The sequence below is a fragment of the Pseudomonas sp. c313 genome (assembly GCF_055407145.1).
The window spans coordinates 164,090-190,667 of sequence record NZ_JBUZRD010000009.1; the positions used below are offsets into that span (position 1 = coordinate 164,090).

The window sequence follows — 26,578 nt, forward strand, 5'->3', positions numbered from 1 at the left end:
CGCCGGGCTATCGGTAAGCTGCGATTAGCAGTGCTTTGCAAATCAATGAGTTGAGTCTGCATCATCACTGTAGGAGCAAGGGGGACGCTCCTACAATTTTAGCCGCGCTCTGGCTGGAAGCGCACGACAAAGCCCTTGAGGTTCTGCTGGCGCCCCAGCAGATCACGCAAGCGGTCAGCCTCGGCCCGCTCGATCAGCGGTCCGACAAATACCCGATTCTTGCCATTGGCGGTACGTATGTAGGCGTTATAACCCTGGCTACGCAGGGTTTTCTGCAGGCTTTCGGCGCTTTCGCGATTGGCCAGGCTGGCCAGTTGCACCGACCAACTGATCGGCAGGCCATTGGGATCAATACGGCTCTGCCCGACATCAGGCTTGCCCGGCGCCGCTGGCTGCGGAGCCACAGCCTTTGGTGCCACGGGCTTGGCTGGCGCAGCCGTCGGCTTTACCACCGGAACGCTTGGCTGGGCCGGCATCGAAGCCGCTTCCTGCTCGGCGATCTCTTCGTCGCTCGGCACCGGCTCTTGCGGCAAGGCCTGAGGTTCAGGCACCACCACCGGCTCAACCTGAACCTGAGGCATCACAGGCGCCTGAGGGGCAGCCGGAGCTTCGACGGTCACCTGGCGCTGTTCATCCTGGCGGGAAAACAGCATCGGCAGAAAAATTACTGCCAGCGCAACCAGAACCAAGGCCCCGACCATTCGCTGCCTGTACGCGCTATCCAGTAATGCCATGTGCAGCTTCCTCCGTGGAGCGCCGGGCTAACCACTCAAGCGCCTCGGCAACACAATAAAATGATCCGAACAACAGAATCTCGTCCTCGGGCACTGCAACAGCGCACTGGGCTTCCAATGCAGCAGTCACGCTTGCATAGGACGTCACCGATGCACCAAGGTTCTGCAACGCCACCTGCACATCGGCGGCGGGACGGCTGCGAGGCGTATCCAGCGGCGCAACTGCCCATGACTGTACGTTATTCAACAAAGGTGCAACGACACCGCCCAGATCTTTGTCGGACAACAGCCCGAACACCGCCAGACGACGGCCCACCGGCGGCTTGCGTGACAGACGCCGAGCCAGGTATTCAGCGGCATGGGGGTTATGCCCCACGTCCAGCAACAGATTCAGACGCTTGCCGCCCCACTCGAATGCACGGCGATCCAGACGACCGACCACCTGTGTACCCTGCAAGGTATCGGCAATCTGCACGGTATCCCACGGCAAATCCAGCAACAGATAGGCCTGGAGGGCGAGCGCGGCGTTCTCCATCGGCAAGTTCAGCAGCGGCAAATTGTGCAACTCGACCACTTGCCCGCGAACATCGAGCCCGCGCCACGACCAATGCTCATCGCCAACCTCAAGGGTGAAATCACGCCCCCGCAGGAAGAACGGGCAATCCAGCTCGCCAACCTTGTCCAGCAAGGTATGCGGTGGGTCCAGGTCGCCACACAGCGCAGGCTTGCCCTGACGGAAGATCCCGGCCTTTTCATAGGCCACCGACTCACGGGTGTCACCGAGGTAGTCGACGTGATCGACGCCAATGCTGGTCACCAACGCAAGGTCGGCATCCACCACATTGACCGTGTCCAGGCGCCCGCCGAGGCCAACTTCGAGTACGACCACATCCAGCCGGGCACGCTCAAACAGCCAGAGCGCTGCCAGGGTACCCATTTCGAAATAAGTCAGGGAGGTTTCGCCGCGCCCCGCATCGAGCGCAGCAAAGGCTTCGCACAGCTGCTCATCAGTAGCTTCGACACCATTGAGCTGTACGCGCTCGTTGTAACGCAGCAGGTGCGGCGAGCTGTAGACGCCGACCTTCAAGCCCTGGGCCTGCAGCAAGGCGGCAACAAAGGCGCAGGTAGAACCCTTGCCGTTGGTGCCAGTGACCGTGACCACCCGAGGAGCCGGACGCCCCAACCCAAGGCGGGCCGCTACCTGTTGCGAGCGTTCCAGGCCCATGTCGATGGCTGATGGATGCAACTGCTCAAGGTAGGCGAGCCATTCGCCCAGGGTACGTTGGATCATATGTTTGCAGGCACCGGCGGAACCACGATCAGCTCGACAGCGGGCGCAATGTACACAGGCGTCGGCAGGCCCATCATTTGCGCCAGCAGGTTGCCCAGGCGTGGACGCAACTCGGAGCGGGCGATGATCATGTCGATCGCGCCATGCTCCAGGAGGAATTCGCTGCGCTGGAAACCTTCTGGCAGTTTTTCGCGAACAGTTTGCTCGATCACGCGCGGGCCGGCAAAGCCGATCAGGGCCTTGGGTTCGCCGACAATCACGTCACCCAGCATGGCCAGGCTGGCGGAAACGCCGCCGTAGACCGGATCGGTCAGCACCGAGATGAACGGAATACCTTCTTCACGCAGACGCGCCAGCACCGCAGAGGTCTTGGCCATTTGCATCAGCGAGATCAACGCTTCCTGCATCCGCGCACCACCGGAGGCGGCAAAACAGATCATCGGGCAACGGTTTTCCAGGGCGTAGTTGGCGGCACGTACGAAACGCTCACCAACGATGGCCCCCATGGAGCCGCCCATAAAGGAGAACTCAAATGCGGAAACCACCACGGGCATGCCCAGCAGCTTGCCACTAATGGAAATCAGCGCGTCCTTCTCACCGGTCTGCTTCTGAGCGGCGGTCAGGCGGTCCTTGTACTTCTTGCCGTCGCGGAACTTGAGGCGGTCCACCGGCTCCAGATCAGCGCCCAGTTCGGCGCGGCCATCGGCATCAAGGAAAATGTCGATGCGGGCGCGGGCGCCAATACGCATGTGGTGGTTGCACTTGGGGCAAACGTCCAGGGTCTTTTCCAGCTCCGGACGGTACAGCACCGCGTCGCAGGACGGGCACTTGTGCCAAAGACCTTCAGGGACCGAGCTTTTTTTCACCTCGGAACGCATGATCGAGGGGATCAGTTTGTCTACTAACCAGTTGCTCATGCTTTCTTTCTCCAGTACCGGTGGCTTGAACACAGCCCCGCGTATGCCCTTGAGCTAAATTCATTATGTGGCGATGGCACATCCAGGACGGGGTCAAGCGTTCGACCAGCCATTTCCTGCCTGTGCCCTCAGCCTTCCAGACAACCCGCCAGCGCGTGGTTGCCACTTCATTGGGCGCCGCCCAAAAGGCAGCGCCGGCCTGTTTTACACAGTGGTAGTTACTGACGGCGGCAGACTGCCAGCCGTCACATCGAGCCACTGCTGCTGCGTACTGCCTGCATGAATGCGCGAATCTTGGCGTGATCCTTGATGCCCTTGCCCTGCTCTACCCCACCGCTGACGTCGACTGCGTAAGGCCGGACCTGAGCAATAGCCTGGGCGACATTGCCTGCGCACAGGCCCCCGGCGAGGATGATCGGCTTGCTTAAACCCTCAGGTATCAATGACCAATCAAACGCCTCACCTGTACCACCCGGTACACCTTCGACATACGTATCGAGGAGAATCCCGCTGGCCCCGGTAAATGCTGCGCAACTGGCCGCAATATCGTCGCCTGCCTTGACCCGCAGCGCCTTGATGTAAGGGCGGTGATACCCATCGCAGTCGGCCGGGGTCTCGTCGCCGTGGAACTGCAACAGGTCCAGCGGCACGGCATCGAGGGTTTCATTGAGCTCGCAGCGGCTGGCATTGACGAACAACCCCACGGTGGTCACAAACGGCGGCAATGCGGCGATGATCGCCCGCGCCTGCTGCGCACTCACCGCCCGTGGGCTTTTGGCATAAAACACAAAACCGATGGCATCGGCCCCCGCCTCGACTGCCGCCAATGCGTCCTCTATGCGAGTAATCCCGCAAATCTTGCTGCGAACGGCTGACATGTCGTTGGAACCTCAGGGCTTATCCGAGAAAGTTCCGGATGGTAACAAATGCTTTTCCGGGCGTCAGCCGTCAAGTTCAGAGAAACCGGTAAGGAAGTGTGGCCCGATGAAACGTTGCGGTAGCTCAAACTCGCTCCGGTACTCGACATCCACCAGGTACAGGCCGAACGGATGAGCCGTCACCCCACCCGTGCGGCGAACCCGGCCGTCCAATACTTCCCTGGCCCATTCCACCGGGCGCTCGCCGGTACCAATGGTCATCAATACCCCGGCGATATTGCGCACCATGTGGTGCAGGAAGGCTCCAGCGCGGATATCCAGGACGATCATCTTGCCGTGGCGGGTTACCCGCAGGTGATGGACTTCCTTGATAGGCGACTTGGCCTGGCACTGGCCGGCACGAAACGCGCTGAAATCATGGACGCCAACCAGATGCTGGGCCGCTTGCGCCATGCGCTCTGCATCCAGAGGTCGATGGTTCCAGGTGACTTCTTCGTTCAGGTGTGCCGGGCGAATCTGGTCGTTGTAGATCACATAGCGGTAACGGCGGGCGATGGCCTTGAACCGCGCGTGAAAATCGGCTGGCATCACCTTGGCCCAACTGACACTGATGTCATGGGGCAAATTGATATTGGCGCCCATGACCCAGGCCTTCATCGAGCGCTCGGCCTGGGTGTCGAAATGCACCACCTGCCCGCAGGCATGCACACCAGAGTCGGTCCGCCCGGCGCACATCAGCGAAACCGGTGAGTCGGCGACTTTTGACAGTGCCTTTTCAAGGGTCTCCTGCACGGTCTTCACCCCAGAAGCCTGGCGCTGCCAGCCGCAATAGCGCGAGCCTTTGTATTCCACGCCCAAAGCGATTCTGAAAAAGCCTGAGGCCGCCATTTCGGCGGCCGCGTTATCTATATTTGCCAAGAACTGAGAGCCTGATGAGTTGCGCAAAGGCGGCCATTATAAGGCTGCGAGGGCCGGGCGCCATGTATCTCGTGTTTTTAGTTGGAGGCAGAAATCAAAACGGCAGCCCGAAGGCTGCCGCTTTGTTCAACTCACCGATCAAGCCAGCCGGCTGAGCATTTCCTTGGCCTCACTCTTCTGGCCGTCACTCCCTTCGCTGAGTACCTCTCCAAGAATGTCCCTCGCACCATCGGCGTCGCCCATATCGATGTAGGCCTGGGCCAGGTCCAGCTTGGTGGCGACTTCGTCAGTGCCGGAAAGGAAGTCGAATTCCGGCTCATCACCGCCCAGCGCCGCATCTTCGGCCGTGAACGTCGGCTCGATCGGCGGATTCTCAAGGCTCTGGGACAGACGATCCAGCTCGGCGTTGACGTCGTCCAGCTCCGAGGAAAACTCGTCTGGCTTGGCGCCCGCGGGAGCATCCGGCTCATCGGCCAGGGACAGGTCGAAGTCTTCCGGCAGGTCCAGGTCGTCCAACGCGGCTGGCGTCAGGGTCGGCGGTTCAACGGCAGGCAGGTCTTTCATTTGATCTTCAAGACCTGACAGGAAATCGTCATCGTCCTGAGTCGAGGACGGAGGATCAAGCTGCAAATCCAGGTCGAAATCCGACAGGTCATCCTGACTGGCCTTGGCTTCAGTCTGTTGCTGCAAGACCGATTCAAAACTCAGGTCATCAACTTGGGGGGCAACAAAGGCCGGAGAGGCGGCTTCAAGATCGTCCAGGCTCAGGTCGAAATCCGTGTCAAACGCATCCGTTTCAGTAACGGCGGGCGGCGCAGGTTCGTCCTTGAGCAGGTCCTTGACGTACTGGGCATCCATCGCGGCGGCCGCGACGGCGGCACTGACGCCGACAGCCAGTACAGCCATGGCCGGGAAGCGGCTTTTCAACTGTTCGACCTGAGCGTGGTTTTCGCCATTGGCGACCAACTGCCGCTCCTGGGTCACAAACCCATCCTTGTCGCCCTGCTGGCCGTAGACTTCCATCAGCTTGAGGCGCAGATCGCTACGCGCGGGCTCCTGCTTGATGGCGTCCTCCAGCACTTCACCAGCCTGGTTCAGATGACCACGATCCAAGTGGGACTGGGCCTGCGCCAAGGCGTCGCTCGCACGCTCAGCAGCCACTGGCGCAATCACAGGCACAATCACCGGAACAATGACGGGCGCGGGCTTCGGTGCTGCTGGTGCTGGTGCTGGTGCTGGTGCTGGTGCTGGTGCTGGTGCTGGTGCTGGTGCTGGTGCAAGCTTGACGTTCGCCGGCGGGACCTCAAGACCTTCGAAGCTGTCGGACGGCAGATCTTGATCAATATTCGACGAAAACTCCGGTTCCTCTGCCAGTGCCCGAGCCATGCGCAGGTGTTTTTCTTCTTCCAGCCGCGCATTGCGATGACGGGCCCACAGCAGCAGAAGCAACAACACCAGCAAACCTGCCGCACCACCGATCACACCCAGGACGATCGGGTTGGTCAGCAGGTCATTAAACTTGCCTTCGGGAGTGGCTGGCGTTTCGGGCTTGATCGGCTCCTCGGCAGGCGCTGCGGCGGGAGCAGCCACAGGAGCAGTCGCAGGGTTTTCCGCTGCTGCGGGCGTCGCGGCCAGTTCGGCCGGCATCGCGGCAGGCGGCACCGCCGTACCACCTTCGGCCTGCAACTTCGCCAGTTGATTGTTCTTGAGTTCGATCAACCGCTGCAGCTTGTCCAACTGACTTTGCAGGTCAGTCATGCGGCTTTTCAGTTCTTCGTTTTCGCGACGGGACGAATCCAGGCTCTCCTGGGTCACCGCCAGCTTGTTGCTCAAGGCCTTGCTGTCACCCGCTGCGCCTTTCGAGCCAGCCTTGGCGGCTTCGGCCGAAACCAGGCTCAAGTTGTCCTTGGCTGCGGTCTGCGAAGGCGCATTGCCAGCCTGGGTGCGCCGGGTAGCGTCCAACTGTTGCCGCCCTGCAACCTGGTTGTTCGCACCACGCCGGCCCTGGCGCCAGGCAGCATTCTGCACGGTCACTTCAGCTATCGCCTGAGGCTGCGGCAAGCTGGTGCTTTGCACCGGGTCAGGCAGGCGCAGGACCTTGCCGGTCTTCATGCGGTTGATATTACCGTCGACAAAGGCGTCGGGGTTCAGTGCCTGGATGGCCAGCATGGTTTGCTGGACGGACCCGCCATTACGGGCCTTGGCAGCGATTTCCCAGAGCGTATCCCGGGAAGTGGTGGTGTATTCGGAGGGTTTACTGATGGTCGCCGCCGGGATAGCAGGCGCATCGAGCCGTGGCGCAGGTACATTGGCCGCCGGGGTCGACTGATCGAACTTGGCCGGGTCCAGCAACACGCTGTAATCGCGCATCAGCCGGCCGTTGGGCCACTGCACTTGCAACAGGAAGCGCACATAGGAATCAGGCAACGGCTTGCTGGAGGTGATGCGTACCACGCTGCGACCGGCGGGGTTGAGCACCGGAGTGAAGGTCAGGTCGTCAAGAAAGGCCTGACGGTCGACGCCCGCGTCAACAAAGGCCTGGGAAGATGCCAGGCTAGGAACGATATCAGAGGCTGCCAGACCACCCACATCAAGCAGTTCAATTTCTACTGACAGCGGCTGGTTCAGCTGCGACTTGAGTGTCATCTCCCCAAGTTGCAGCGCATGCGCCATACCGGAGGACAGCGCCGAGGCGGCCGCTATTGCTAACACCAGTTTGCGAACTTGAACCATAGCCTCATCCTTTGTTTGAACGCTCCTCGCCCGGCGAGAAGGTTTGGTACCGCTGCCACAAGGCATGGCGAGTCGATGGGTCACCGACGCGCAATTTTTCCTGCGTGGGCCTGCAGCCTTCGACAGCGGCTCACTTCCTGCAATCAGGCCAAGCATAGCGCCTAGTTAGAATCAATCTACAAATTGCTGCCAAGTATCTTTTACACAAGGTCTTTTATCAACAACTGCGCCAATTGCACGGCGTTGAGTGCGGCGCCTTTGCGTACGTTATCTGACGCCAGCCAGAGATTTAGTTCCGCAGGATCATCTACACCCGCGCGCACCCGACCTACGTAGACAACATCCTGGCCGACCGCATCACCAACGGCGGTAGGGTAGTCGCCCGCCTCCACCAACTCGACACCGGGTGCTGCATCCAATGCAAGGTTGATGGCGCCAAGGTCAACCGCTGCGCCCAATTGCAGCGACACACTCAGGCTATCGCCAAAAAACACCGGGGCTTGAACACAGGTTACGGAAATCTTTAGTAAGGGCATTTCCAGAACAGCGCGCAACTCGTGCACCAGGCGCTTCTCCAGGGAGGTATGGCCTTGTGTATCAGGGGCGCCGACTTGGGCCAACAGGTTGAAGGCAATCTGCCGGTCGAAGAATTTTGGCTCCAGAGGACGCACGTTCAGCAGCTCGGCGGTTTGCCGGGCCAGTTCGCTGACGGCCTCACGGCCCTGGGAGGAAACCGCCAGGTTAGCGGTGACGCTGATGCGCTGGATGTCCAGCAAACCGCGCAGCGGCGCCAGTACGACGGCCAGGGCGGTGGCAGATGCGCTAGGACTGCCCAGTTGCACAGGCTTTTTCAGCGAGTCCAACACATGAGCATTGGCTTCTGGCACCACTTGAGGCGCCTGATCGGCAGGCAAGGCGCCAGACAAGTCGATTACCGCACAACCCGCCGCCGTGGCCCGTGGGGCGAAGCTCAAGGTAACGGCTGGGCCTGCGGCGAAGAACGCCAACTTGACCTTGCTGAAATCAAACTCATCCACTTCCCGAACCCGCACGTTCTTGCCGCGAAACGGCACCGAATGCCCAGCCGATTCACTGCTGGCCAACAGGTGCAGGGCCCCCACCGGAAAATCCTGCTCTTCGAGAATCTGCACCAGCGTTTCGCCAACCGTGCCTGTGGCTCCGATCACGGCGATATCAAAGGTCTGGGTCATGGAGGCTGCCTCGGGCATTACGGGGGGAGCGGCACTTTACCGGCTGGGTGGGAGCGAGGCAATTGGCCTGGGTTGTGTGATGAGGCCCGAAACAACAATAAAAAACCCGCGCCTGTTACCAGAGCGCGGGTTTCTTCATTATTGCCTTACGCGATCAACGCTCCAGCAAGATTCGCAGCATGCGACGCAGCGGCTCGGCCGCGCCCCACAGCAATTGGTCGCCAACAGTGAACGCGCCCAGGTACTGGGTACCCATGTTCAGCTTGCGCAGACGGCCAATGGGCACATTCAGGGTGCCGGTGACCTTGGTCGGACTCAGCTCCTGCATGCTGATTTCACGCTGGTTCGGCACCAGCTTGACCCAGGGGTTGTGCTGGCTGATCAGCCCTTCGATATCGGCGATCGGCACGTCTTTGTTGAGCTTGATGGTCAGCGCCTGGCTGTGGCAACGCATGGCGCCGATGCGCACACAGATACCATCCACCGGAATCGGGCTCTTGAAGCGACCGAGGATCTTGTTGGTCTCGGCCTGGGCCTTCCACTCTTCGCGACTCTGGCCGTTAGGCAGTTCCTTGTCGATCCACGGGATCAGGCTGCCAGCCAGCGGCACACCGAAGTTCTCGGTTGGGTAGGCATCACTGCGCATGGCTTCGGCGACACGGCGGTCGATGTCGAGAATGGCGCTGGCCGGATCGGCCAGTTGATCGGCGACAGCGGCGTGGGTGGCGCCCATTTGCTTGATCAGTTCACGCATGTTCTGCGCGCCAGCACCGGAGGCCGCCTGATAGGTCATGGCGCTCATCCACTCCACCAGGCCGGCTTCGAACAAGCCGCCCAGGCCCATCAGCATCAGGCTGACGGTGCAGTTGCCGCCGATGTAGTTCTTGGTCCCGGCGTCGAGCTGCTGGTCGATGACCCTGCGGTTCACCGGGTCGAGGACGATGACCGCGTCATCCTGCATGCGCAGGCTGGAGGCGGCGTCGATCCAGTAACCCTGCCAGCCGGCTTCGCGCAGCTTGGGGAATACTTCGCTGGTGTAGTCGCCACCCTGGCAGGTCAGGATCACGTCGAGGGTTTTCAGCTCTTCAATGTTGTAGGCGTCCTTGAGCGGAGCAATATCCTTGCCCACAGACGGCCCTTGGCCACCAACGTTGGAAGTGGTGAAAAACACCGGCTCAATAAGATCGAAATCCTGCTCTTCCAGCATCCGCTGCATGAGCACGGAACCGACCATACCGCGCCAACCGATCAGACCTACACGTTTCATCGCAACTACACCTTGTTCAAAAGTGGGCCGCCCGGCAGCAACAACTGCAAGCGGGCCCGAGAGATTACAGATTCCGCAGCGCGGCGACTACTGCGTCGCCCATTTCCTGCGTCCCGACCTTGGTGCAACCCTGCGACCATATGTCGCCAGTGCGCAGGCCTTGATCCAGCACCAGGCTTACCGCCTTCTCGATGGCGTCTGCCGCGTCGCCCAGGCTGAAGCTATAACGCAACATCATCGACACCGACAAAATGGTCGCCAACGGGTTGGCAATGCCAAGGCCAGCGATATCCGGCGCCGAACCGTGGCAAGGCTCGTACATGCCCTTGTTGTTGGTGTCCAGGGACGCCGACGGCAGCATGCCGATGGAGCCGGTGAGCATCGACGCCTGGTCGGACAGGATATCGCCGAACAGGTTGTCGGTGACGATCACGTCAAACTGCTTGGGTGCACGCACCAACTGCATGGCGGCGTTGTCGACGTACATGTGACTCAGCTCGACGTCCGGGTAGTCCTGGGCCACTTGCTCGACGATTTCACGCCACAGTTGGCTGGAAGCCAGCACGTTGGCCTTGTCCACCGAGCACAGCTTCTTGCCGCGCACCCGCGCCATATCGAAACCGACACGGGCGATACGGCGGATTTCGCTTTCGCTGTACGGCAGGGTGTCGTAGGCCTGACGCTCGCCGTTTTCCAGTTCGCGCACGCCACGGGGCGAGCCGAAGTAGATACCGCCGGTCAGCTCACGAACGATCAGGATGTCCAGACCGGCAACGATTTCCGGCTTCAAACTGGAGGCGTCAGCCAGTTGCGGGTACAGGATCGCCGGGCGCAGGTTGCCGAACAGGCCCAACTGCGCACGAATTTTCAGCAGGCCGCGCTCAGGGCGGATGTCACGTTCGATCTTGTCCCATTTCGGGCCACCCACGGCGCCCAGCAACACGGCGTCGGCTGCACGAGCACGGTCCAGGGTTTCGTCGGCCAGGGGCACGCCGTATTTGTCGATGGCGGCGCCGCCGATGACATCGTGGCTAAATTCGAAGTCCAGGCTGTATTTCTCGTTAGCCAGTTCCAGCACCTTGACCGCTTCGGCCATGATTTCCGGACCAATGCCGTCGCCTGGGAGAATCAGAATCTGCTTGCTCATGCTTTCCTCATTTCATCGGGCGACCCGCCCACAGGCAGGTCGGGAACAATTCTAGCGTTCGGCCCACACCACCAGCACGTCGGTGCTGAAGGAGCCGTCGGCTTCAATTTCAAAATAATCGCGAACTTCCTGGCCCATAGCCTGCTGCAACTGCAGGATGGCGGCGCGCAAGACTTGCGGCGTGCGCATGCGTTCAACCCAGGAGCTGTATTCCAGGCGCAGGCGCTGGCGGCTGCTGTTGCGCACGTGCAAACCGGCTTCGCTGATCTGGCGCATCCACTCACCGGCGGAGTAATCGCGCACATGACTGGTGTCGCGCAGCACTTCGACGGTTTGCAGGTAAGTGTCCAACAGCGGGCTGCCCGGTGACAAGACGTCGACGAAAGCCGCTACACCGCCAGGCTTGAGCACCCGGCGCACTTCCCGCAGGGCCAGGCCGAGGTCGCTCCAGTGGTGAGCCGAGTAACGGCTGAACACGAAATCGAATTCGCCATCGGCGAACGGTAAGCGTTCGGCGGCGCCCTGCACGGTGCTGATGTTGCTCAGCCCGCGATCCACTGCAGCGGCGGCGACCACGTCGAGCATTTGTTGCGACAGGTCGTAGGCCACCACGTCTTTAACCAGCGGCGCAACATGGAAGCTGACATGACCGGCACCGCAACCCAAGTCCAGCAGTCGTGCAGCGCCCTGCCCGGCCAGCTCGGCCTGTAGCAGTGCGAATTCGGTGCCTTGAGCGTGAACAGCACTGCTCAGGTAGGCCGAAGCCTGCTCACCGAATTGTTTTTGTACGACTTGGGTGTGGACGGTGCTGGTCATCGTCATTTCCTTATTGGAGTGCTTCTTTTTGCAGGAGCAAGCTTGCTCACGAAGGTTGCCAACGATAACGCTGGGAACCTGACACCCAACGGCGCTCTCAGGTTTTTCGCGAGCAAGCTCGCTCCTACAGTTTTTACGCGTCGCGAAACAACCACGGCTGGCTCGCCCGGTGCTTGGCTTCAAACGCGGCAATCGCCTCGCCGTCCTGCAAGGTCAGGCCGATATCGTCCAGGCCGTTGATCAGGCAGTGCTTACGGAACGCATCCACTTCAAAGTGATACACCTTGCCATCCGGACGGGTCACGGTCTGTGCGGCCAGGTCTACGGTCAACTGGTAGCCCACATCGGCTTCCACCTGCTGGAACAGCTCATCGACTTCAGCATCGCTCAAGATGATCGGCAGCAAGCCGTTCTTGAAGCTGTTGTTGAAGAAGATATCGGCATAGCTCGGCGCGATGATGCTGCGAAAGCCATATTCTTCCAGGGCCCACGGCGCGTGTTCACGGCTGGAGCCGCAGCCGAAGTTTTCCCGGGCCAGCAGCACGCTGGCGCCCTGGTAGCGCTCGGCGTTGAGCACGAAGTCCTTGTTCAACGGGCGCTTGGAGTTGTCCTGGTAGGCGTAGCCCACGTCCAGGTAGCGCCACTCGTCGAACAGGTTAGGGCCGAAGCCAGTGCGCTTGATCGATTTCAAGAACTGCTTGGGAATGATCTGATCGGTGTCGACGTTGGCACGGTCCAACGGCGCGACTAAACCTGTGTGTTGGGTAAAAGCTCTCATCGGGTATTCCTCAGATCAATTCGCGAACGTCGATGAAACGACCGTTGACGGCAGCGGCTGCGGCCATGGCCGGGCTCACCAGGTGGGTACGACCACCGGTGCCCTGACGCCCTTCGAAGTTACGGTTGGAGGTAGACGCGCAATGCTCGCCCGACTCCAAACGGTCCGGGTTCATCGCCAGGCACATGGAACAGCCCGGCTCACGCCATTCAAAACCGGCTTCGAGGAAGATCTTGTCCAGGCCTTCGGCCTCGGCTTGCGCCTTAACCAGGCCCGAACCCGGGACCACGATCGCCTGCTTGATGGTCGAAGCGACTTTGCGGCCCTTGGCGATCACGGCCGCCGCGCGCAAGTCTTCGATCCGCGAGTTGGTGCAAGAGCCGATGAATACGCGATCCAGCTGAATATCGGTAATCGCCTGATTGGCTTTCAAGCCCATGTACTTCAAGGCACGTTCGATGGAACCGCGCTTGACCAGATCGGTTTCCTTGGCCGGGTCCGGGACGTTTTGATCAACCGCCAGGACCATTTCCGGGGAAGTGCCCCAGCTAACTTGCGGCTTGATCTGCGTGGCATCGAGCTTGACCACAGTGTCGAACACCGCATCCTCGTCAGACACCAAATCTTTCCAGGCTTCAACCGCCGCATCCCACTCGGCAGCTTTCGGTGCGAATGGGCGTCCCTTGACGTAGGCAACGGTCTTTTCGTCTGCTGCCACCAGGCCCACACGGGCGCCGGCTTCGATGGACATGTTGCAGATTGTCATGCGGCCTTCGACGGACAGGTCACGAATGGCGCTGCCAGCAAATTCGATGGCATGGCCGTTACCGCCGGCGGTGCCGATCTTGCCGATGATGGCGAGGACGATGTCCTTGGCGGTCACGCCGAAGGGCAACTCACCTTCGACGACTACCTGCATGTTCTTCATTTTTTTGGCAACCAGGCACTGGGTGGCGAACACATGCTCCACCTCGGACGTGCCGATGCCATGAGCCAAGGCGCCGAACGCACCGTGGGTCGAGGTGTGGGAGTCGCCGCAGACCACGGTCATGCCTGGCAAGGTGGCGCCCTGCTCAGGGCCGATGACGTGGACGATGCCCTGGCGCACGTCATTCATTTTGAATTCGGTGATGCCGTACTCGTCGCAATAGTCGTCGAGAGTCTGGACCTGCAAGCGCGAGACCGTGTCGGCAATGGCGTCGATACCGCCCTTGCGTTCAGGGGTGGTCGGCACGTTGTGGTCTGGCGTGGCGATGATCGAGTCGACGCGCCAAGGCTTGCGCCCGGCCAGTCGCAGGCCTTCAAACGCTTGGGGCGAGGTCACTTCATGGATGATGTGACGGTCGATATAGATCAGCGACGACCCATCATCACGCCGTTTCACTTCATGGGAATCCCAAAGCTTGTCGTAAAGCGTTTTGCCGGCCATCAGTCGGTCCTCATCAGCTTTTCTTTCTATGCCGTGGGTTTTGTTCAATAACCCCTTGGCTTGTGAGGTCGATCCTATGGGGTTACATTAAATAACTCAAATTCATATTTTTCATGCTTTGGATAACCAACTGGAATACCACCATGGACCTGGCCAACCTCAATGCTTTTATAGCCATCGCCGAGACCGGCAGCTTCTCCGGTGCCGGTGAACGGCTGCACCTGACCCAACCGGCCATCAGCAAGCGCATCGCCGGTTTAGAGCAGCAATTGAAGGTGCGCTTGTTCGACCGCCTGGGCCGTGAAGTGGGCTTGACCGAGGCCGGCCGGGAGCTTTTGCCCAGGGCATATCAGATTCTCAACGTACTGGATGACACCCGCCGCGCCCTGACCAACCTGACCGGGAAGGTCACCGGACGGCTAACCCTGGCCACCAGCCATCACATCGGCCTGCACCGCCTGCCGCCGGTATTGCGTGCGTTTACTCGGCAATACCCGGAGGTAGCCCTGGATATTCAGTTTCTCGATTCGGAAGTGGCCTACGAAGAAATCCTCCATGGCCGCGCCGAAGTAGCGGTGATTACCCTGGCGCCGGAGCCGCATACACTGGTACGAGCGACACTGGTGTGGGATGACCCGCTGGATTTCGTGGTGGCGCCAGAACACAGCCTGGTCAATAACGGCACGATCAACCTGGCCGACATCGCCCGGCACCCGGCGGTATTTCCCGGCGGTAACACCTTTACCCACCATATAGTGCAACGGCTGTTCGAGGCCCAGGGCCTGACGCCGAACATCGCCATGAGTACCAACTACCTGGAAACCATCAAGATGATGGTCTCCATCGGCCTGGCCTGGAGCGTGTTGCCGCGCACCATGCTTGATGAACAGGTGACAAGTATTGCTTTGCCGGGCATACAGCTCAGTCGCCAGCTAGGCTATATCGTGCACACCGAAAGGACACTGTCGAACGCTGCACGGGCTTTCATGAGCCTATTGGATGCACAGGTCGATCCGGCAGGGATGCCGGCCTGAAGCCGTGCGGCCCGTAGACCCTGAACCCGCGCCGAACGCCCATCGAGCCAAGGCCCTTTGATAATGCGCAACCCCTTCAATACCGTGCCACCGCTGCCACGCATCTACGCCCTGGACCCCCAGGAGGCGGAGCAAAGCTGGGACAGCGCCCCGCAACTGCTGGCAGCGCTCAATGCCGCTCGGCTGGGCGCCTGGAGTTGGGAAATCGACAGCGGGCGGATCAGTTGGTCGCGGGGCACCCAGGCGTTATTTGGTTTTGATCCCCGCCAGCCGCTGCCCAAGGACCTGGATTACCTCGACCTGCTGGCCGTCGAGGACCGCGAGCGGGTGGTCCGCGCCTTTCACGCCGTGCTGGCCGGCGAACCCTTCGCGAACGCCATGCACCACCGCATTCAATGGCCCGATGGCAGCCTGCACTGGCTGGAAATCAATGGCAGCCTGCTACCAGACAAGACAGGCAGGCGGCGAATGATCGGCGTGATTCGCGAGATCACCCACCAGCGCGAGCGGGAACATGCCCTCAGCCATTCGGAAAAACGCTTCGCCACGCTGTTCCACCTGTGCCCCAATATGGTTCTGCTGACCCGCCAGGAAGATGGCCTGATCAGCGAAGCCAACCAGTATTTCGAAAGTTTGTTCGGCTGGCCGGTGACCGACGTCATTGGCCGTACCACGCTGGACCTGGGCTTGTGGGTACACCCCGAGCAGCGCGCCCTGTTGGTCAAGGCCACACAACGCAAGGGCGAGCCCATCACCATGGAGGTGCAGTTTCGCTCCAGCAACGGCCAGATGCATGACGGCACCCTCAGCGCCCAGAAAGTCGAATTGGAGGGCCAGGCCTACCTGATCAGCACCTTCCTCGACACCACCGAACGCAAGAGCGCCGAGCTAGCCCTCAAGGACAGCCAGGAGCGCCTGGACCTGGCCCTGGATTCAGCACAACTGGGTACCTGGGACTGGCACATTCCCAGCGGCATGCTCTATGGCTCGGCCCGCGCCGCACAGCTGCACGGCCTGGAACCCCAGCCATTTCACGAGTCTTTCGACGCCTTTTTTGAAGGCATGCCCGATGAGGAGCGGGAAAACATGCGCCATGCCTATCGCACGCTTCGCGAAGGCCCGGCGGGCAATTACCAACTGACCTACCGCGTACAGCTGGAAGACGGCAGCTCGCGCTACCTGGAAAGCCGCGCCCGCCTCTACCGCAACGACCAAGGCCAGCCGTTACGCATGGCCGGGACCTTGCTCGACATCACTGACCAGGTGGAGCGCGAACAGCGCCTTAGCGCCTCCGAAGAAAAATTCGCCAGCCTGTTCCTCGCCAGCCCCGACCCGATTTGTGTCACGGGCCTGGAAAGCGGCCAGTTCATCGAGATCAACCCCAGCTTCACCCAGACCTTCGGCTGGACTGCAGACGAGGTGATCAACAACAGCGCCGAGCAAATCGGCCTGTGGGACGAATCCACCAGGCGCCTGCAACGCATTGAGCAGGTGATCCGCGAACAAGCCCTGAGCAACGTGGCGATCATCGCCCATCACAAAAACGGCCAGCGCCTGACCTGCGTGATTTCCAGTCGCCTGATCAAGGTCGGAAACCAGCCCTGCGTCGTTACCACCCTGCGGGACATCACCCAGCAGCAACGCTCGGAAGCCGCGCTCAAGGCGAGCGAGGAGAAGTTCGCCAAGGCGTTTCATTCCAGCCCCGATGCGGTGTCCATCACCGAACGCGACACCGGCCGTTATCTGGAGGTGAATGACGGATTCTGTCGCTTGACCGGCTACCGGGCTGACGAAGCCATAGGCCTGACGCTTTACCAGATCGGCATCTGGGCCGACGAGAACCAGCGGGCCGCGCTGCTGGCTGAACTTCAGATCAAGGGGCGCATCCATCATCTGGAAATGCTCTGGCACAACAAACGCGGGGAAATCCTGGCAGTTGAGGTGTCGGTGGAGCCGATCACCATCAATGAAACCCCGTGCCTGCTGCTGACCGCCAGGGACGTCAGCCTGTTGAAAAACGCGCAGGCGCAGATCCGTCACCTGGCCTATCACGACCCACTGACCAACCTACCCAATCGCGCATTATTGATGGACCGCCTGAGCCAGCAAATCGCCCTGCTCAAGCGCCACAACCTGCGAGGCGCACTGCTGTTTCTCGATCTGGATCACTTCAAGCACATCAACGACTCCCTCGGTCACCCGGTGGGCGACACAGTGCTGAAAATCGTCACCGCCCGCCTGGAAGCCAGCGTACGCATGGAAGACACGGTGGCACGCCTGGGAGGCGATGAGTTTGTGGTGCTGCTTAGCGGCCTGGAGGGTTCACGGGGGCAAGTCAGCAGACAGGTGCAGGAGTTGGCCGATACCCTGCGTGAACTGTTGTCGGAACCGATGTTTCTCGATGGGCATCGCTTGCAGGTCACCCCCAGCATTGGTGTCGCGCTGATTCCCGATCATGGCTCGACACCGGCAGATCTGCTCAAGCGCGCCGATATCGCGCTATACAGGGCCAAGGACTCCGGGCGCAACACCATCCAGATGTTTCATAACAGCATGCAACGCACCGCCAGTGAGCGACTGCGCATGGAAACCGACCTGCGGATGGCGCTGTCTCGTGGTGAGTTCAGCGTGCATTACCAGCCGCAAGTAGACGCCCGGGGCAACCGCATCGTGGGTGCCGAGGCCCTGGTGCGCTGGCAGCATCCGCAACTGGGGGCGCAATCTCCTGCTGAATTTATCAAGGTGCTGGAGGACAGCGGGTTGATTCTGGAGGTGGGCACCTGGATTCTCGACGAGGCCTGTGGTGCCTTCGCCCAACTGATTGCCGAAGGCCTGGTGGACCCGCTGAATTTCAGCCTGTGCGTGAACATCAGCCCCCGACAATTTCGCCAGAATGACTTTGTCGAACGGGTCGAACGCAGCCTGAAGCAGCACAAGCTGCCCTTTACTCTGCTGAAACTGGAAATTACCGAAGGCATCGTGATCCAGAACCTGGATGACACCATCAGTAAGATGCGCCGCCTGAAGAAACTCGGTGTCAGCTTTGCCATGGATGATTTTGGTACCGGCTATTCATCGCTCACCTACCTCAAGCGTCTACCCGTGGACGCGCTGAAGATCGACCAGTCCTTCGTACGCGATGCCACCCACGACCCCAACGACGCGGAAATCATTCGCGCCATCGTGGCCATGGCCCGCAGCTTGAACCTGGAGGTGATTGCCGAGGGCGTGGAGACACTTGAGCAACTGGCATTTTTGCAGGGCTTAGGCTGTCATTTGTATCAGGGGTATTTGCACAGTCGGCCACTGCCGATGGAGGGGTTCAAGCAATTGCTGGTGTAGTCAAACGTGAAAAGGGCTCACCTTGCGTAAGGTGAGCCATCCCCAGTAAACGACTAACCTGCCCCAGATCGGTTTCCCGGCGCATTGCCGTAAAGAGCTCCACCGCCTCGGGATAGTTACGGGTCAGCATCGCCAGCCACTGCTTTAAACGGCCCGGAGCCTGGCGCTCAGTGAGTTGCGCGACGGATTGCGTCCAGAACTCGTGGAGCATGGGTTGCATTTGCGCCCAGGTCATTTCCACCACATCCTCGCCCGCACGAGCAGCAGCGATCTGCCGAGCCAGGTCGGGACGGGCCACCAGGCCGCGACCGAGCATAATGTCCTCGACACCGCTGATTTCCCGGCAACGACGCCAGTCTTCGACGCTCCAGATATCGCCGTTGGCGAACACCGGCACCTTGACTACGTCCTGCACCCGGGGAATCCATTCCCAATGAGCAGGGGGTTTGTAGCCATCCGCTTTGGTGCGGGCATGGACGACGATGTGCGCGGCGCCGCCTTCAGCCAGGGCGGTGGCGCAGACCAACGCGCCATCCGGGCTGTCGAAGCCCAGGCGCATCTTCGCGGTGACCGGAATATGTGCTGGTACTGCACGGCGCACATGCTCGACGATCTGGTTGAGCAGTTCCGGCTCCTTGAGCAATACTGCGCCGCCACGGGATTTGTTGACGGTCTTGGCCGGGCAACCAAAATTCAGATCGATAACTTCAGAGCCCAGCTCGCAAGCCAAGGCGGCGTTTTCCGCCAGGCACACCGGATCAGACCCGAGCAATTGCACACGCAGCGGCACGCCCGCAGCGGTTTTAGCGCCGTGCAGCAATTCTGGAGCAAGCTTGTGGAAATAGGCCGGCGTCAGCAGGCGGTCGTTGACCCGAATGAACTCGGTCACACACCAATCGATACCGCCGACCTGGGTCAGCACATCACGCAGGATGTTGTCGACCAACCCCTCCATGGGCGCCAAAGCAATTTGCATGGGAAACACTCAACAAAAAACGTGGAGCAGTTTACTGGGTTTCCCACAGCAACCGTTAACCCCTGCGTCAGATACTCAATGCCTGGCCGTAACCTTCAATAAATTCCGTCGGCATGCGCTTGGGCTTGCCGCTGGACAGTTCGATGCAGACAAAGGTGGTTTGCGCCCGCAGCAAGGTGGTGCCATCGCTGGGGCGAACCAGCTGGAAGCGCCGGGTCATTTTCAGGCGCTGGTCCCAGTCGACGATCCAGGTCGCCAGTTGCAGCTCGTCGCCTTCATAGCCAGCGGCCAGGTAGTCGATCTCATGACGGACCACCGCCATGGCACGATCCAGCCGCCGGTACTCGGTCAGGTCCAGCCCCAGACGCTGGGAATGGCGCCAGGCGCAGCGCTCCAGCCAGGACACGTACACCGCGTTATTGGCGTGGCCCAACCCGTCGATGTCCTCGGCAGCGATCTGCAGATCGATGATAAACGGCGTTGCCAAATCCCAGCCCATGCCTTGCTCCCGGTCGATTAATGTCGGCGGCGAGCAGTGTAACCCATGGTTCAGGCCGTTTGCCGCTCTGGCAGGCGGCGACCGGCCAGCAGCGCCAGTACGCCCTCCACCACCCGCGGATCGGCCAGCACTTTCTGGTGCCCGCCTTGCTCCAGGCGCAGCAGGCGGCTGTCGAACCAGGCGTCGTGAATCAACTGTGATTCCGTCACTGGCACGAACGTGTCGTCTTCGGCGTGGACAACCAGTCCCGGCATATCCAATTGATAGTGGGCGACATCCAGGCGCGCCGCCTGGATTCCCACATCCCGCTCAACCTCACGGATAAATGCCGAACGCGCCCTGGGCGGCAAGCCGACCATGCGCGCATAACCGCGCAGCACACCCAGGATCCGCGCCGGGGCAGCAATGCTCACCAGCGCCTCAGTACGCAGGCCCAACTGGACAGCCAGCATCGCACTGGCACCGCCCATGGAATGACCGATCACCGCGCGCAACGGCGGCAACTCGGCGGCCGCCTCCAGCATGGCACGGGCGAACAACACCACATTGGCCTCGCGTCCCGGCGAGCGGCCATGGGCCGGACCGTCCAGCGCTACCACCGAATACCCGGCATCCACCAGAGCGCTGATCAGACTGGCAAACTGAGTCGGCCGCCCTTCCCAGCCGTGCATCATCAATACGGTCGGTCCCTGCCCCCAGCGCAATGCCGACAGGCCGAAACGCAAGGTGATGCGCTCCGACTGCGCAAGCAACGGCAATTCCCAGTCCCTCGGCGGCAAATCCCTAGGCGTCATGAAAACCAGGCGCATCCTGCTGGCCACAGCTTGCGGCGCCAGCCAGCCTAAGGTGCCGTTGATGCCACGAATCCACTTTAACGTGCCCATCGCTCATTCCTCAGGCCAACGGCCACCTTCAGCGCACTGCCGACTTGGCGGCGCGCAATATCCGATCCGATAACTCACCCGGCCCCAAGGCACGGGCCAACGCCAGGCCACCGATCATCAAGGCCATGTCGGCCAGGACCTTGTCGGTATCTTCAGGGGTTGCCGCCAATTGCGCGGCCATCAACTCGACGTGTTCATTCAAGACTTCGCGAAATTCGTCTGGCAGGCGGCTCATTTCCCCCACCGTTGCCGGTATCGGGCAGGCCAGGGCTGTAGAGTCACGGTGCTTGCGTGACAGGTAAAACGCTGCCACCAAAGCCCGACGCTCTTCGCCCGTCAGTTCGGTATCCATCTCATCAATAGACGCTCGACGCCGCGCCAGCAATTGTTGGAAAGCCTCTAGCATCAAGGCATCCTTGCTTTCGAAGTGCGCGTAGAAGCCGCCCACCGTGAGCCCCGCCGCGCCCATGACTTCGCCGACACTCGGCTCGGCCGGGCCACGCTGGATCAGCGCGGCACTGGCGGCCTGCAGGATGCGTTCACGGGTTTGCGCTTTTTTATCGTTCATCGTCGCCTCCGAATATTACGATTGAAATATTATACGCATAATACTTCTGCGCAAGCTTTTCGTATGACCGCTGGTCAGAAGAACGTTTTGGAAGAGGGGGAATTGGCCAAACGCCAGACAAACAAAAGGGCCATTCAATAATTGAATGACCCTTAAAAATCCCGCATAGCGGGTAATCGTGGCGTCCCCTAGGGGACTCGAACCCCTGTTACCGCCGTGAAAGGGCGGTGTCCTAGGCCACTAGACGAAGGGGACACAAACCTTCTATACAACATGATCAGGCTGAGCCTGATCGTTTCAAGGCCGGTGTGGCCAGACCTTGAACTGTAAAATTGGTGGAGCTAAACGGGATCGAACCGTTGACCTCCTGCATGCCATGCAGGCGCTCTCCCAGCTGAGCTATAGCCCCGATTTTTCGCCTCGCGGCGCAGCAGACCTTGCGAGCTGCTTGTTGAAACTGGCGTCCCCTAGGGGACTCGAACCCCTGTTACCGCCGTGAAAGGGCGGTGTCCTAGGCCACTAGACGAAGGGGACACAAACCTTCTATACAACATGACCAAGCTAAGCCTGATCAATTCAAGGACGGTGTGGCCAGACCTTGAACCTGTAAATTGGTGGAGCTAAACGGGATCGAACCGTTGACCTCCTGCATGCCATGCAGGCGCTCTCCCAGCTGAGCTATAGCCCCTCATCGGTGAGGACGGGGCGAATCTTAATGGCGCTTTGGAAAGCTGTCAAATTTTTTCTCAACAATTTCCAAAGTTTTTTGTCGGCATAACAATCACTTACCGACCAAACCCCGGAAAACCGGGGTTTGGTCGATACAACAGCCCGGTTAAGCGATAGCGCCCAACAGCTTTTCCCATTCCTTGTTTTCTTTCTTCGACACACCACCAAGCAAATCAAGGGCTTGGCGCAGACGGAAACGGGTCAGGTCCGGGCCGAGGATTTCCATGGCATCAAGCACCGACACCGAGCTGGCTTGCCCGGTGATGGCGGCAAACATCAGCGGCATGGCATCGCGCAGCTTCAGCTCCAGAGACTCGACCACGGCCTGGATAGTCGCGGTGATCGGGTCCTTCTCCCACTGACGCAGGCCTTCCAGCTTCCACAGGATCAACTGCATCAATTGGCGAACCTGATCGCCCGACAGCTTCTTCGATTCGAACAACTTCACGTCCGGCGTCACGCCACCGGCAAAGAAGAACCCGGCCAACGGTGCGATCTGGCTGAAGGTTTCCACCCTGCCCTGCACGTGCGGTGCGATCTTCATCATGTACTCAGGGTTCAACGCCCACTGCTGCACGCGGCTGGCGAACTCTTCCACCGGCAGGTCACGCAGCCACTGGCCATTGAGCCAGGACAGTTTCTCAACGTCGAAGATCGGCCCGCCCAGGGAGACGCGCGACAGGTCGAAGTTGTCGACCATTTCCTGCAACGAGAACTTCTCACGCTCGTCCGGCATCGACCAGCCCATGCGGCCCAGGTAGTTGAGCATCGCTTCGGGCATAAAGCCCATGCGCTCGTAGAAGGTCACCGAGGTCGGGTTCTTGCGCTTGGACAGCTTGCTCTTGTCTGGGTTACGCAACAGCGGCATGTAGCACAGCTGCGGCTGTTCCCAGCCGAAGTATTCGTAAAGCAGGATCAGTTTCGGCGCCGAAGGCAGCCATTCTTCGCCCCGCAGTACGTGGGTGATGCCCATCAAGTGGTCATCGACGACGTTGGCCAGGAAGTAAGTTGGCAGGCCGTCGGTCTTCATCAGCACTTGCATGTCCATGCGATCCCACGGGATCTCGACATCGCCACGCAGCATGTCCGGGACCACGCAAATGCCTTCGCTCGGCACCTTCATGCGGATCACGTGAGGCTCGCCAGCGGCCAGGCGCTGGGCCACTTCTTCCTTGGAGAGCAGCAGCGCCCGGCCGTCGTAGCGCGGAGTCTCGCCACGGGCCTGCTGCTCGGCGCGCATCTGGTCCAGCTCCTCGCTGGTGCAGAAGCACGGGAAGGCATGGCCCAGGTCGACCAGTTGCTGGGTGTACTTTTTGTAAATTTCGCTGCGCTCACTCTGACGGTACGGGCCGTGAGGGCCGCCCACATCCGGGCCTTCAGCCCAGGTGATACCGAGCCAGCGCAGGGCGTCGAAAATCTGCTGTTCCGACTCGCGGGTAGAGCGCAGCTGATCGGTGTCTTCGATCCGCAGGATGAATTCACCGCCATGCTGCTTGGCAAAGCAGTAGTTGAACAAAGCGATGTAGGCAGTGCCGACGTGGGGATCCCCAGTGGGCGATGGCGCGATGCGCGTGCGGACGGTGGTCATGGCGGGTCTCGAATGGGCGATAAAACTGAAATTGAAACAAGGGGAGAATGGTAACAGCCCGAAGCACTCGGGCTCCAGCGTATGGCAGCCAACAAAGGGCATATAAGCCAAGCTTCGGTCTACAGGAATGCTTTGACCGGACATGGCTATTTGCCAAATCGTTAGCTGGCTATATTTCATTACCTTTTGTTACCGACTCTGTCCTCATGCCTGCCCAACTCAAACGTCGCCTGTTTATCTTTCTGTTTATTGTCGCCCTGATCGCCCTGGGATTTTTCGCCCAGTGGTTCTTCAAAGGCCGCTTTTATGAAAGCACCGACAACGCCTACGTCCAGGGCGAAATTACCCGCGTCTCCAGCCAGCTCGGCGCGCGGATCGCCGAGGTCATGGTGGGCGATAACGAGCATGTGAAAAAAGGCCAGTTGCTGATCAAGCTCGAAGGTGACGATTTCCACCTGGCCGTGGACCGCGCCAACGCCGCCCTCGCCACCCGCGAAGCCGAGCGCTTGCAGGCCATGAGCAAATTGACCCAGCAAGCCAGCCTGATCGCAGCCGCAGACGCCCAGGTCTCCTCCAGCCAGGCCAGCCTCGGCCGTGCGCAGATCGACTTGTCCCGCGCGCAAACCTTGCGTAAACCCGGCTATGTTTCGGAAGAGCGGGTCACCACCCTCTCCGCCGACAACCATATCGCCCGCTCCCAAGTGGCCAAGGCCCAGGCAGATTTGCAAGGCCAGCGCCAACAGGTCAACGCCTTGAACGCCGAGATCAAGCGCCTCGATGCGCAGATCGCCAATGCCCACGCCGACCTGGCCCAGGCCGAACTGAACCTGACCCGCAGTGAAATCCACGCGCCCATCAGCGGCCTGATCGGCCAGCGCGCCGCCCGCAATGGCCAGTACGTGCAGGCCGGCGCTTATCTGCTGTCGATCGTTCCGGACCAGGACATCTGGGTCCAGGCCAACTTCAAGGAAACCCAGATCGGCCACATGCAGCCTGGGCAAAAGGCCGAGCTGACCTTCGACGCTTACGGTGACACGCCCATCGAAGCTCGCGTCGACAGCCTGTTCGCCGCCTCCGGCGCACAGTTCAGCCTGTTGCCGCCGGACAATGCCACCGGCAACTTCACCAAAGTCGTACAACGGATTCCGGTAAAACTGACCTTCGCCGCCGACAACCCGCTGCACGGTAAAATCCGCCCGGGCATGTCGGTCACCGTCAAAGTGAACATCAAAGACCCAGCCGATGACCGGTGATCAACTGCTGCGCCCGGTCGGCGAACCGACCCGGCGCGACTGGATCGCGGTGATGAGCGTGATGCTCGGCGCCTTTATGGCGGTGCTGGACATCCAGATCACCAACTCGTCCCTCAAGGATATCCAGGGCGCGCTGTCGGCCACCCTGGAAGAAGGCTCGTGGATTTCCACCTCGTACCTGGTGGCGGAAATCATCATGATCCCCCTCACCGCCTGGCTGGTGCAGCTATTGTCGGCACGCCGGTTGGCCGTGTGGGTTTCCGTCGGTTTTCTGATCGCCTCGTTGATGTGCTCCATGGCCTGGAGCCTGGAAAGTATGATCGTCTTTCGCGCCCTGCAAGGCTTTACCGGCGGCGCGCTGATCCCCCTGGCATTCACCCTGACCCTGATCAAGCTGCCCGAACACCACCGGGCCAAAGGTATGGCCATGTTCGCCATGACCGCCACCTTCGCCCCCTCCATCGGACCGACCATTGGCGGCTGGCTCACTGAAAACTGGGGCTGGGAGTACATTTTCTATATCAACGTGCCGCCGGGGCTGCTACTGATTGCCGGGGTGCTCTACGGCCTGGAGAAAAAGGCGTCCAATTGGAACTTGCTGAAAAACACCGACTACACCGGCATCGTTACCCTCGCCGTGGGCCTGGGCTGTTTGCAGGTGTTTCTCGAAGAAGGCCACCGCAAGGACTGGCTGGAATCGAGCCTGATTGTCAGCCTGGGCAGCATCGCACTGCTGTGCCTGATCACCTTTGTCATCGTGCAGGTGTCCAAACCCAATCCGCTGATCAATCTGGGCATCCTGGGCAACCGCAATTTCGGCCTGTCGAGCATCTCCAGCCTGGGCATGGGCGTGGGGTTGTATGGCTCTATCTATCTGCTGCCGCTGTACCTCGCGCAGATCCAAAACTACAACGCCCTGCAAATCGGCGAAGTGATCATGTGGATGGGCATTCCTCAGCTGTTCCTGATTCCGCTGGTGCCCAAGCTGATGAAGTACGTGTCACCGAAATGGCTGTGCACGATAGGATTCGGGCTGTTCGGCCTGGCGAGTTTTTCCTCGGGGGTGCTCAATCCGGACTTTGCCGGCAGCCAGTTCAACCAGATCCAGATCATCCGCGCACTTGGGCAGCCGTTGATCATGGTGACCATTTCGTTGATTGCCACGGCGTATATCCTGCCCCAGGACGCCGGGTCGGCGTCGAGTCTGTTCAACATCCTGCGTAACCTGGGCGGCGCGATTGGCATTGCGCTGTTGGCGACCTTGCTGGATGCGCGCACCAAGACCTACTTTGATTATTTGCGCGAGGCCATTGTGCCGACCAACCCGCAAGTGGCCGAACGCATGGCGACATTGACGCAGATGTACGGCAATGAGACGGCGGCGCTGGGCAAGCTCAGTGAAATTGCCCATCAGCAGGCGCAGATCATGGCCTACAACGATGCGTTTCATTTTGTCGGATTGGCGCTGGGGATCAGCATGCTGGCGATTTTGTTGACCAAGGCGTTGCCGGCGGGCTTGAAGGCTGGGGAAGCCCACTAGACCGAGTCGCCGCCATCGCGGGCAAGCCCGCGATGAGGCCCTGGCA

Annotated in this window: 21 protein-coding genes, 4 tRNA genes and 1 pseudogene; 5 read left to right on the forward strand and 21 right to left on the reverse strand. The window is 60.4% G+C overall.

From position 1 onward, the window contains the following. Nucleotides 1-98: 98 nt before the first annotated feature. From ACZRKZ_RS21900 to ACZRKZ_RS21945, 10 genes are all read right to left on the reverse strand, one after another. Complete coding sequence (locus tag ACZRKZ_RS21900) at nucleotides 99-734, reverse strand: SPOR domain-containing protein (RefSeq protein ID WP_463982719.1); 636 nt, start codon at nucleotides 732-734, stop codon at nucleotides 99-101. Next, the gene (gene folC, locus ACZRKZ_RS21905; protein ID WP_463982720.1) at nucleotides 718-2,025 is read right to left on the reverse strand and encodes a bifunctional tetrahydrofolate synthase/dihydrofolate synthase; all 1,308 of its coding nucleotides are present in this window, start codon (nucleotides 2,023-2,025) and stop codon (nucleotides 718-720) included. Before folC ends, ACZRKZ_RS21900 begins: the two co-directional genes overlap by 17 nt. Continuing rightward, nucleotides 2,022-2,942 carry an acetyl-CoA carboxylase, carboxyltransferase subunit beta gene (accD, locus tag ACZRKZ_RS21910; protein ID WP_463970408.1) on the reverse strand — a complete coding sequence of 307 codons (921 nt, stop codon included), beginning with the start codon at nucleotides 2,940-2,942 and terminating at the stop codon, nucleotides 2,022-2,024. The genes folC and accD overlap by 4 nt, the downstream gene beginning before the upstream one ends. 245 nt (nucleotides 2,943-3,187) lie before the next feature. Beyond that, nucleotides 3,188-3,820, reverse strand: coding sequence for a phosphoribosylanthranilate isomerase (locus ACZRKZ_RS21915; RefSeq protein ID WP_149413705.1), 633 nt, complete (start codon nucleotides 3,818-3,820; stop codon nucleotides 3,188-3,190). Between the two features lie 63 nt (nucleotides 3,821-3,883). Continuing rightward, the gene (truA, locus tag ACZRKZ_RS21920; RefSeq protein ID WP_463982742.1) at nucleotides 3,884-4,708 is read right to left on the reverse strand and encodes a tRNA pseudouridine(38-40) synthase TruA; all 825 of its coding nucleotides are present in this window, start codon (nucleotides 4,706-4,708) and stop codon (nucleotides 3,884-3,886) included. A gap of 168 nt (nucleotides 4,709-4,876) precedes the next feature. Next, a complete protein-coding gene (locus ACZRKZ_RS21925) occupies nucleotides 4,877-7,471 on the reverse strand; it encodes a FimV/HubP family polar landmark protein (protein WP_463982721.1) in 2,595 nt (864 codons plus the stop codon). A 200-nt stretch (nucleotides 7,472-7,671) separates the two neighbouring features. Next, the gene (locus tag ACZRKZ_RS21930) at nucleotides 7,672-8,682 is read right to left on the reverse strand and encodes an aspartate-semialdehyde dehydrogenase (RefSeq protein ID WP_463982722.1); all 1,011 of its coding nucleotides are present in this window, start codon (nucleotides 8,680-8,682) and stop codon (nucleotides 7,672-7,674) included. Between the two features lie 154 nt (nucleotides 8,683-8,836). Then, complete coding sequence (gene asd / locus ACZRKZ_RS21935; RefSeq protein WP_133102956.1) at nucleotides 8,837-9,949, reverse strand: aspartate-semialdehyde dehydrogenase; 1,113 nt, start codon at nucleotides 9,947-9,949, stop codon at nucleotides 8,837-8,839. A gap of 64 nt (nucleotides 9,950-10,013) precedes the next feature. Further along, nucleotides 10,014-11,096 carry a 3-isopropylmalate dehydrogenase gene (gene leuB, locus ACZRKZ_RS21940; RefSeq protein ID WP_463970411.1) on the reverse strand — a complete coding sequence of 361 codons (1,083 nt, stop codon included), beginning with the start codon at nucleotides 11,094-11,096 and terminating at the stop codon, nucleotides 10,014-10,016. Nucleotides 11,097-11,147: 51 nt separating this feature from the next. After that, entirely contained in the window at nucleotides 11,148-11,912 is a 765-nt protein-coding gene (locus ACZRKZ_RS21945; RefSeq protein WP_463970412.1) for a class I SAM-dependent methyltransferase, read from the reverse strand. Between the two features lie 42 nt (nucleotides 11,913-11,954). Here ACZRKZ_RS21945 and ACZRKZ_RS21950 point away from each other — a divergent pair. Further along, nucleotides 11,955-12,047, forward strand: a pseudogene (locus tag ACZRKZ_RS21950) (outer membrane lipoprotein carrier protein LolA); the annotation flags it as partial. On the opposite strand, the gene leuD reads toward ACZRKZ_RS21950, so the two are convergent. Next, the gene (leuD, locus tag ACZRKZ_RS21955) at nucleotides 12,046-12,690 is read right to left on the reverse strand and encodes a 3-isopropylmalate dehydratase small subunit (protein WP_463982723.1); all 645 of its coding nucleotides are present in this window, start codon (nucleotides 12,688-12,690) and stop codon (nucleotides 12,046-12,048) included. The pseudogene ACZRKZ_RS21950 and the gene leuD sit on opposite strands and share 2 nt — an antisense overlap. 10 nt (nucleotides 12,691-12,700) lie before the next feature. Beyond that, the gene (gene leuC / locus ACZRKZ_RS21960) at nucleotides 12,701-14,119 is read right to left on the reverse strand and encodes a 3-isopropylmalate dehydratase large subunit (protein WP_463970413.1); all 1,419 of its coding nucleotides are present in this window, start codon (nucleotides 14,117-14,119) and stop codon (nucleotides 12,701-12,703) included. 143 nt (nucleotides 14,120-14,262) lie between these two features. Between leuC and ACZRKZ_RS21965 the strand changes: the two genes are divergently transcribed. Both ACZRKZ_RS21965 and ACZRKZ_RS21970 read left to right on the forward strand, forming a co-directional pair. Continuing rightward, nucleotides 14,263-15,153, forward strand: coding sequence for a LysR family transcriptional regulator (locus tag ACZRKZ_RS21965; protein ID WP_463982724.1), 891 nt, complete (start codon nucleotides 14,263-14,265; stop codon nucleotides 15,151-15,153). Nucleotides 15,154-15,216: 63 nt separating this feature from the next. Beyond that, nucleotides 15,217-18,495, forward strand: a complete 3,279-nt coding sequence (locus ACZRKZ_RS21970) for an EAL domain-containing protein (RefSeq protein WP_463982725.1) — start codon at nucleotides 15,217-15,219, stop codon at nucleotides 18,493-18,495. On the opposite strand, the gene ACZRKZ_RS21975 is transcribed toward ACZRKZ_RS21970, so the two are convergent. From ACZRKZ_RS21975 to gltX, 9 genes are all read right to left on the reverse strand, one after another. Continuing rightward, nucleotides 18,476-19,471: a tRNA dihydrouridine synthase gene (locus ACZRKZ_RS21975; RefSeq protein ID WP_463970416.1), complete on the reverse strand. Its 996-nt coding sequence runs from the start codon at nucleotides 19,469-19,471 to the stop codon at nucleotides 18,476-18,478. The genes ACZRKZ_RS21970 and ACZRKZ_RS21975 overlap by 20 nt on opposite strands. Before the next feature lie 67 nt (nucleotides 19,472-19,538). Beyond that, nucleotides 19,539-19,970 (reverse strand): thioesterase family protein, encoded by a 432-nt coding sequence (locus ACZRKZ_RS21980; RefSeq protein ID WP_133102964.1) that lies wholly within the window; start codon nucleotides 19,968-19,970, stop codon nucleotides 19,539-19,541. Between the two features lie 50 nt (nucleotides 19,971-20,020). After that, on the reverse strand, nucleotides 20,021-20,854 hold the full coding sequence (locus ACZRKZ_RS21985; RefSeq protein WP_463982726.1) for an alpha/beta fold hydrolase: 834 nt from the start codon (nucleotides 20,852-20,854) through the stop codon (nucleotides 20,021-20,023). A 28-nt stretch (nucleotides 20,855-20,882) separates the two neighbouring features. Beyond that, entirely contained in the window at nucleotides 20,883-21,422 is a 540-nt protein-coding gene (locus tag ACZRKZ_RS21990) for a TetR/AcrR family transcriptional regulator (RefSeq protein WP_463982727.1), read from the reverse strand. A gap of 179 nt (nucleotides 21,423-21,601) precedes the next feature. Then, a tRNA-Glu gene (locus tag ACZRKZ_RS21995) sits at nucleotides 21,602-21,677 on the reverse strand. A 78-nt stretch (nucleotides 21,678-21,755) separates the two neighbouring features. After that, a tRNA-Ala gene (locus tag ACZRKZ_RS22000) sits at nucleotides 21,756-21,831 on the reverse strand. Between the two features lie 49 nt (nucleotides 21,832-21,880). Further along, nucleotides 21,881-21,956: transfer RNA gene (locus ACZRKZ_RS22005), tRNA-Glu, on the reverse strand. 78 nt (nucleotides 21,957-22,034) lie between these two features. Continuing rightward, a tRNA-Ala gene (locus ACZRKZ_RS22010) sits at nucleotides 22,035-22,110 on the reverse strand. A gap of 147 nt (nucleotides 22,111-22,257) precedes the next feature. Next, entirely contained in the window at nucleotides 22,258-23,739 is a 1,482-nt protein-coding gene (gene gltX / locus ACZRKZ_RS22015) for a glutamate--tRNA ligase (RefSeq protein ID WP_463970420.1), read from the reverse strand. 206 nt (nucleotides 23,740-23,945) lie between these two features. Between gltX and ACZRKZ_RS22020 the strand changes: the two genes are divergently transcribed. Both ACZRKZ_RS22020 and ACZRKZ_RS22025 read left to right on the forward strand, forming a co-directional pair. Beyond that, nucleotides 23,946-24,992, forward strand: a complete 1,047-nt coding sequence (locus ACZRKZ_RS22020; RefSeq protein WP_463970421.1) for an HlyD family secretion protein — start codon at nucleotides 23,946-23,948, stop codon at nucleotides 24,990-24,992. After that, nucleotides 24,982-26,532, forward strand: coding sequence for an MDR family MFS transporter (locus ACZRKZ_RS22025; protein WP_463982728.1), 1,551 nt, complete (start codon nucleotides 24,982-24,984; stop codon nucleotides 26,530-26,532). Before ACZRKZ_RS22020 ends, ACZRKZ_RS22025 begins: the two co-directional genes overlap by 11 nt. The last annotated feature ends 46 nt before the right edge of the window (nucleotides 26,533-26,578 follow it).

Excerpts from the sequence above, each read along its gene's own strand:
- ACZRKZ_RS21930 (WP_463982722.1), bottom strand. The coding sequence starts at position 8,682 with ATGACCCAGACCTTTGATATCGCCGTGATCGGAGCCACAGGCACGGTT.
- ACZRKZ_RS21945 (WP_463970412.1), bottom strand. The coding sequence starts at position 11,912 with ATGACCAGCACCGTCCACACCCAAGTCGTACAAAAACAATTCGGTGAG.
- truA (WP_463982742.1), bottom strand. The coding sequence starts at position 4,708 with ATGGCGGCCTCAGGCTTTTTCAGAATCGCTTTGGGCGTGGAATACAAA.
- asd (WP_133102956.1), bottom strand. The coding sequence starts at position 9,949 with ATGAAACGTGTAGGTCTGATCGGTTGGCGCGGTATGGTCGGTTCCGTG.
- ACZRKZ_RS21965 (WP_463982724.1), top strand. The coding sequence starts at position 14,263 with ATGGACCTGGCCAACCTCAATGCTTTTATAGCCATCGCCGAGACCGGC.
- ACZRKZ_RS21985 (WP_463982726.1), bottom strand. The coding sequence starts at position 20,854 with ATGGGCACGTTAAAGTGGATTCGTGGCATCAACGGCACCTTAGGCTGG.
- ACZRKZ_RS21990 (WP_463982727.1), bottom strand. The coding sequence starts at position 21,422 with ATGAACGATAAAAAAGCGCAAACCCGTGAACGCATCCTGCAGGCCGCC.
- gltX (WP_463970420.1), bottom strand. The coding sequence starts at position 23,739 with ATGACCACCGTCCGCACGCGCATCGCGCCATCGCCCACTGGGGATCCC.
- leuD (WP_463982723.1), bottom strand. The coding sequence starts at position 12,690 with ATGAGAGCTTTTACCCAACACACAGGTTTAGTCGCGCCGTTGGACCGT.
- ACZRKZ_RS21975 (WP_463970416.1), bottom strand. The coding sequence starts at position 19,471 with ATGCAAATTGCTTTGGCGCCCATGGAGGGGTTGGTCGACAACATCCTG.
- ACZRKZ_RS22020 (WP_463970421.1), top strand. The coding sequence starts at position 23,946 with ATGCCTGCCCAACTCAAACGTCGCCTGTTTATCTTTCTGTTTATTGTC.
- ACZRKZ_RS21925 (WP_463982721.1), bottom strand. The coding sequence starts at position 7,471 with ATGGTTCAAGTTCGCAAACTGGTGTTAGCAATAGCGGCCGCCTCGGCG.
- ACZRKZ_RS21980 (WP_133102964.1), bottom strand. The coding sequence starts at position 19,970 with ATGGGCTGGGATTTGGCAACGCCGTTTATCATCGATCTGCAGATCGCT.
- ACZRKZ_RS21915 (WP_149413705.1), bottom strand. The coding sequence starts at position 3,820 with ATGTCAGCCGTTCGCAGCAAGATTTGCGGGATTACTCGCATAGAGGAC.
- accD (WP_463970408.1), bottom strand. The coding sequence starts at position 2,942 with ATGAGCAACTGGTTAGTAGACAAACTGATCCCCTCGATCATGCGTTCC.
- leuB (WP_463970411.1), bottom strand. The coding sequence starts at position 11,096 with ATGAGCAAGCAGATTCTGATTCTCCCAGGCGACGGCATTGGTCCGGAA.
- ACZRKZ_RS22025 (WP_463982728.1), top strand. The coding sequence starts at position 24,982 with ATGACCGGTGATCAACTGCTGCGCCCGGTCGGCGAACCGACCCGGCGC.
- leuC (WP_463970413.1), bottom strand. The coding sequence starts at position 14,119 with ATGGCCGGCAAAACGCTTTACGACAAGCTTTGGGATTCCCATGAAGTG.
- folC (WP_463982720.1), bottom strand. The coding sequence starts at position 2,025 with ATGATCCAACGTACCCTGGGCGAATGGCTCGCCTACCTTGAGCAGTTG.
- ACZRKZ_RS21970 (WP_463982725.1), top strand. The coding sequence starts at position 15,217 with ATGCGCAACCCCTTCAATACCGTGCCACCGCTGCCACGCATCTACGCC.
- ACZRKZ_RS21900 (WP_463982719.1), bottom strand. The coding sequence starts at position 734 with ATGGCATTACTGGATAGCGCGTACAGGCAGCGAATGGTCGGGGCCTTG.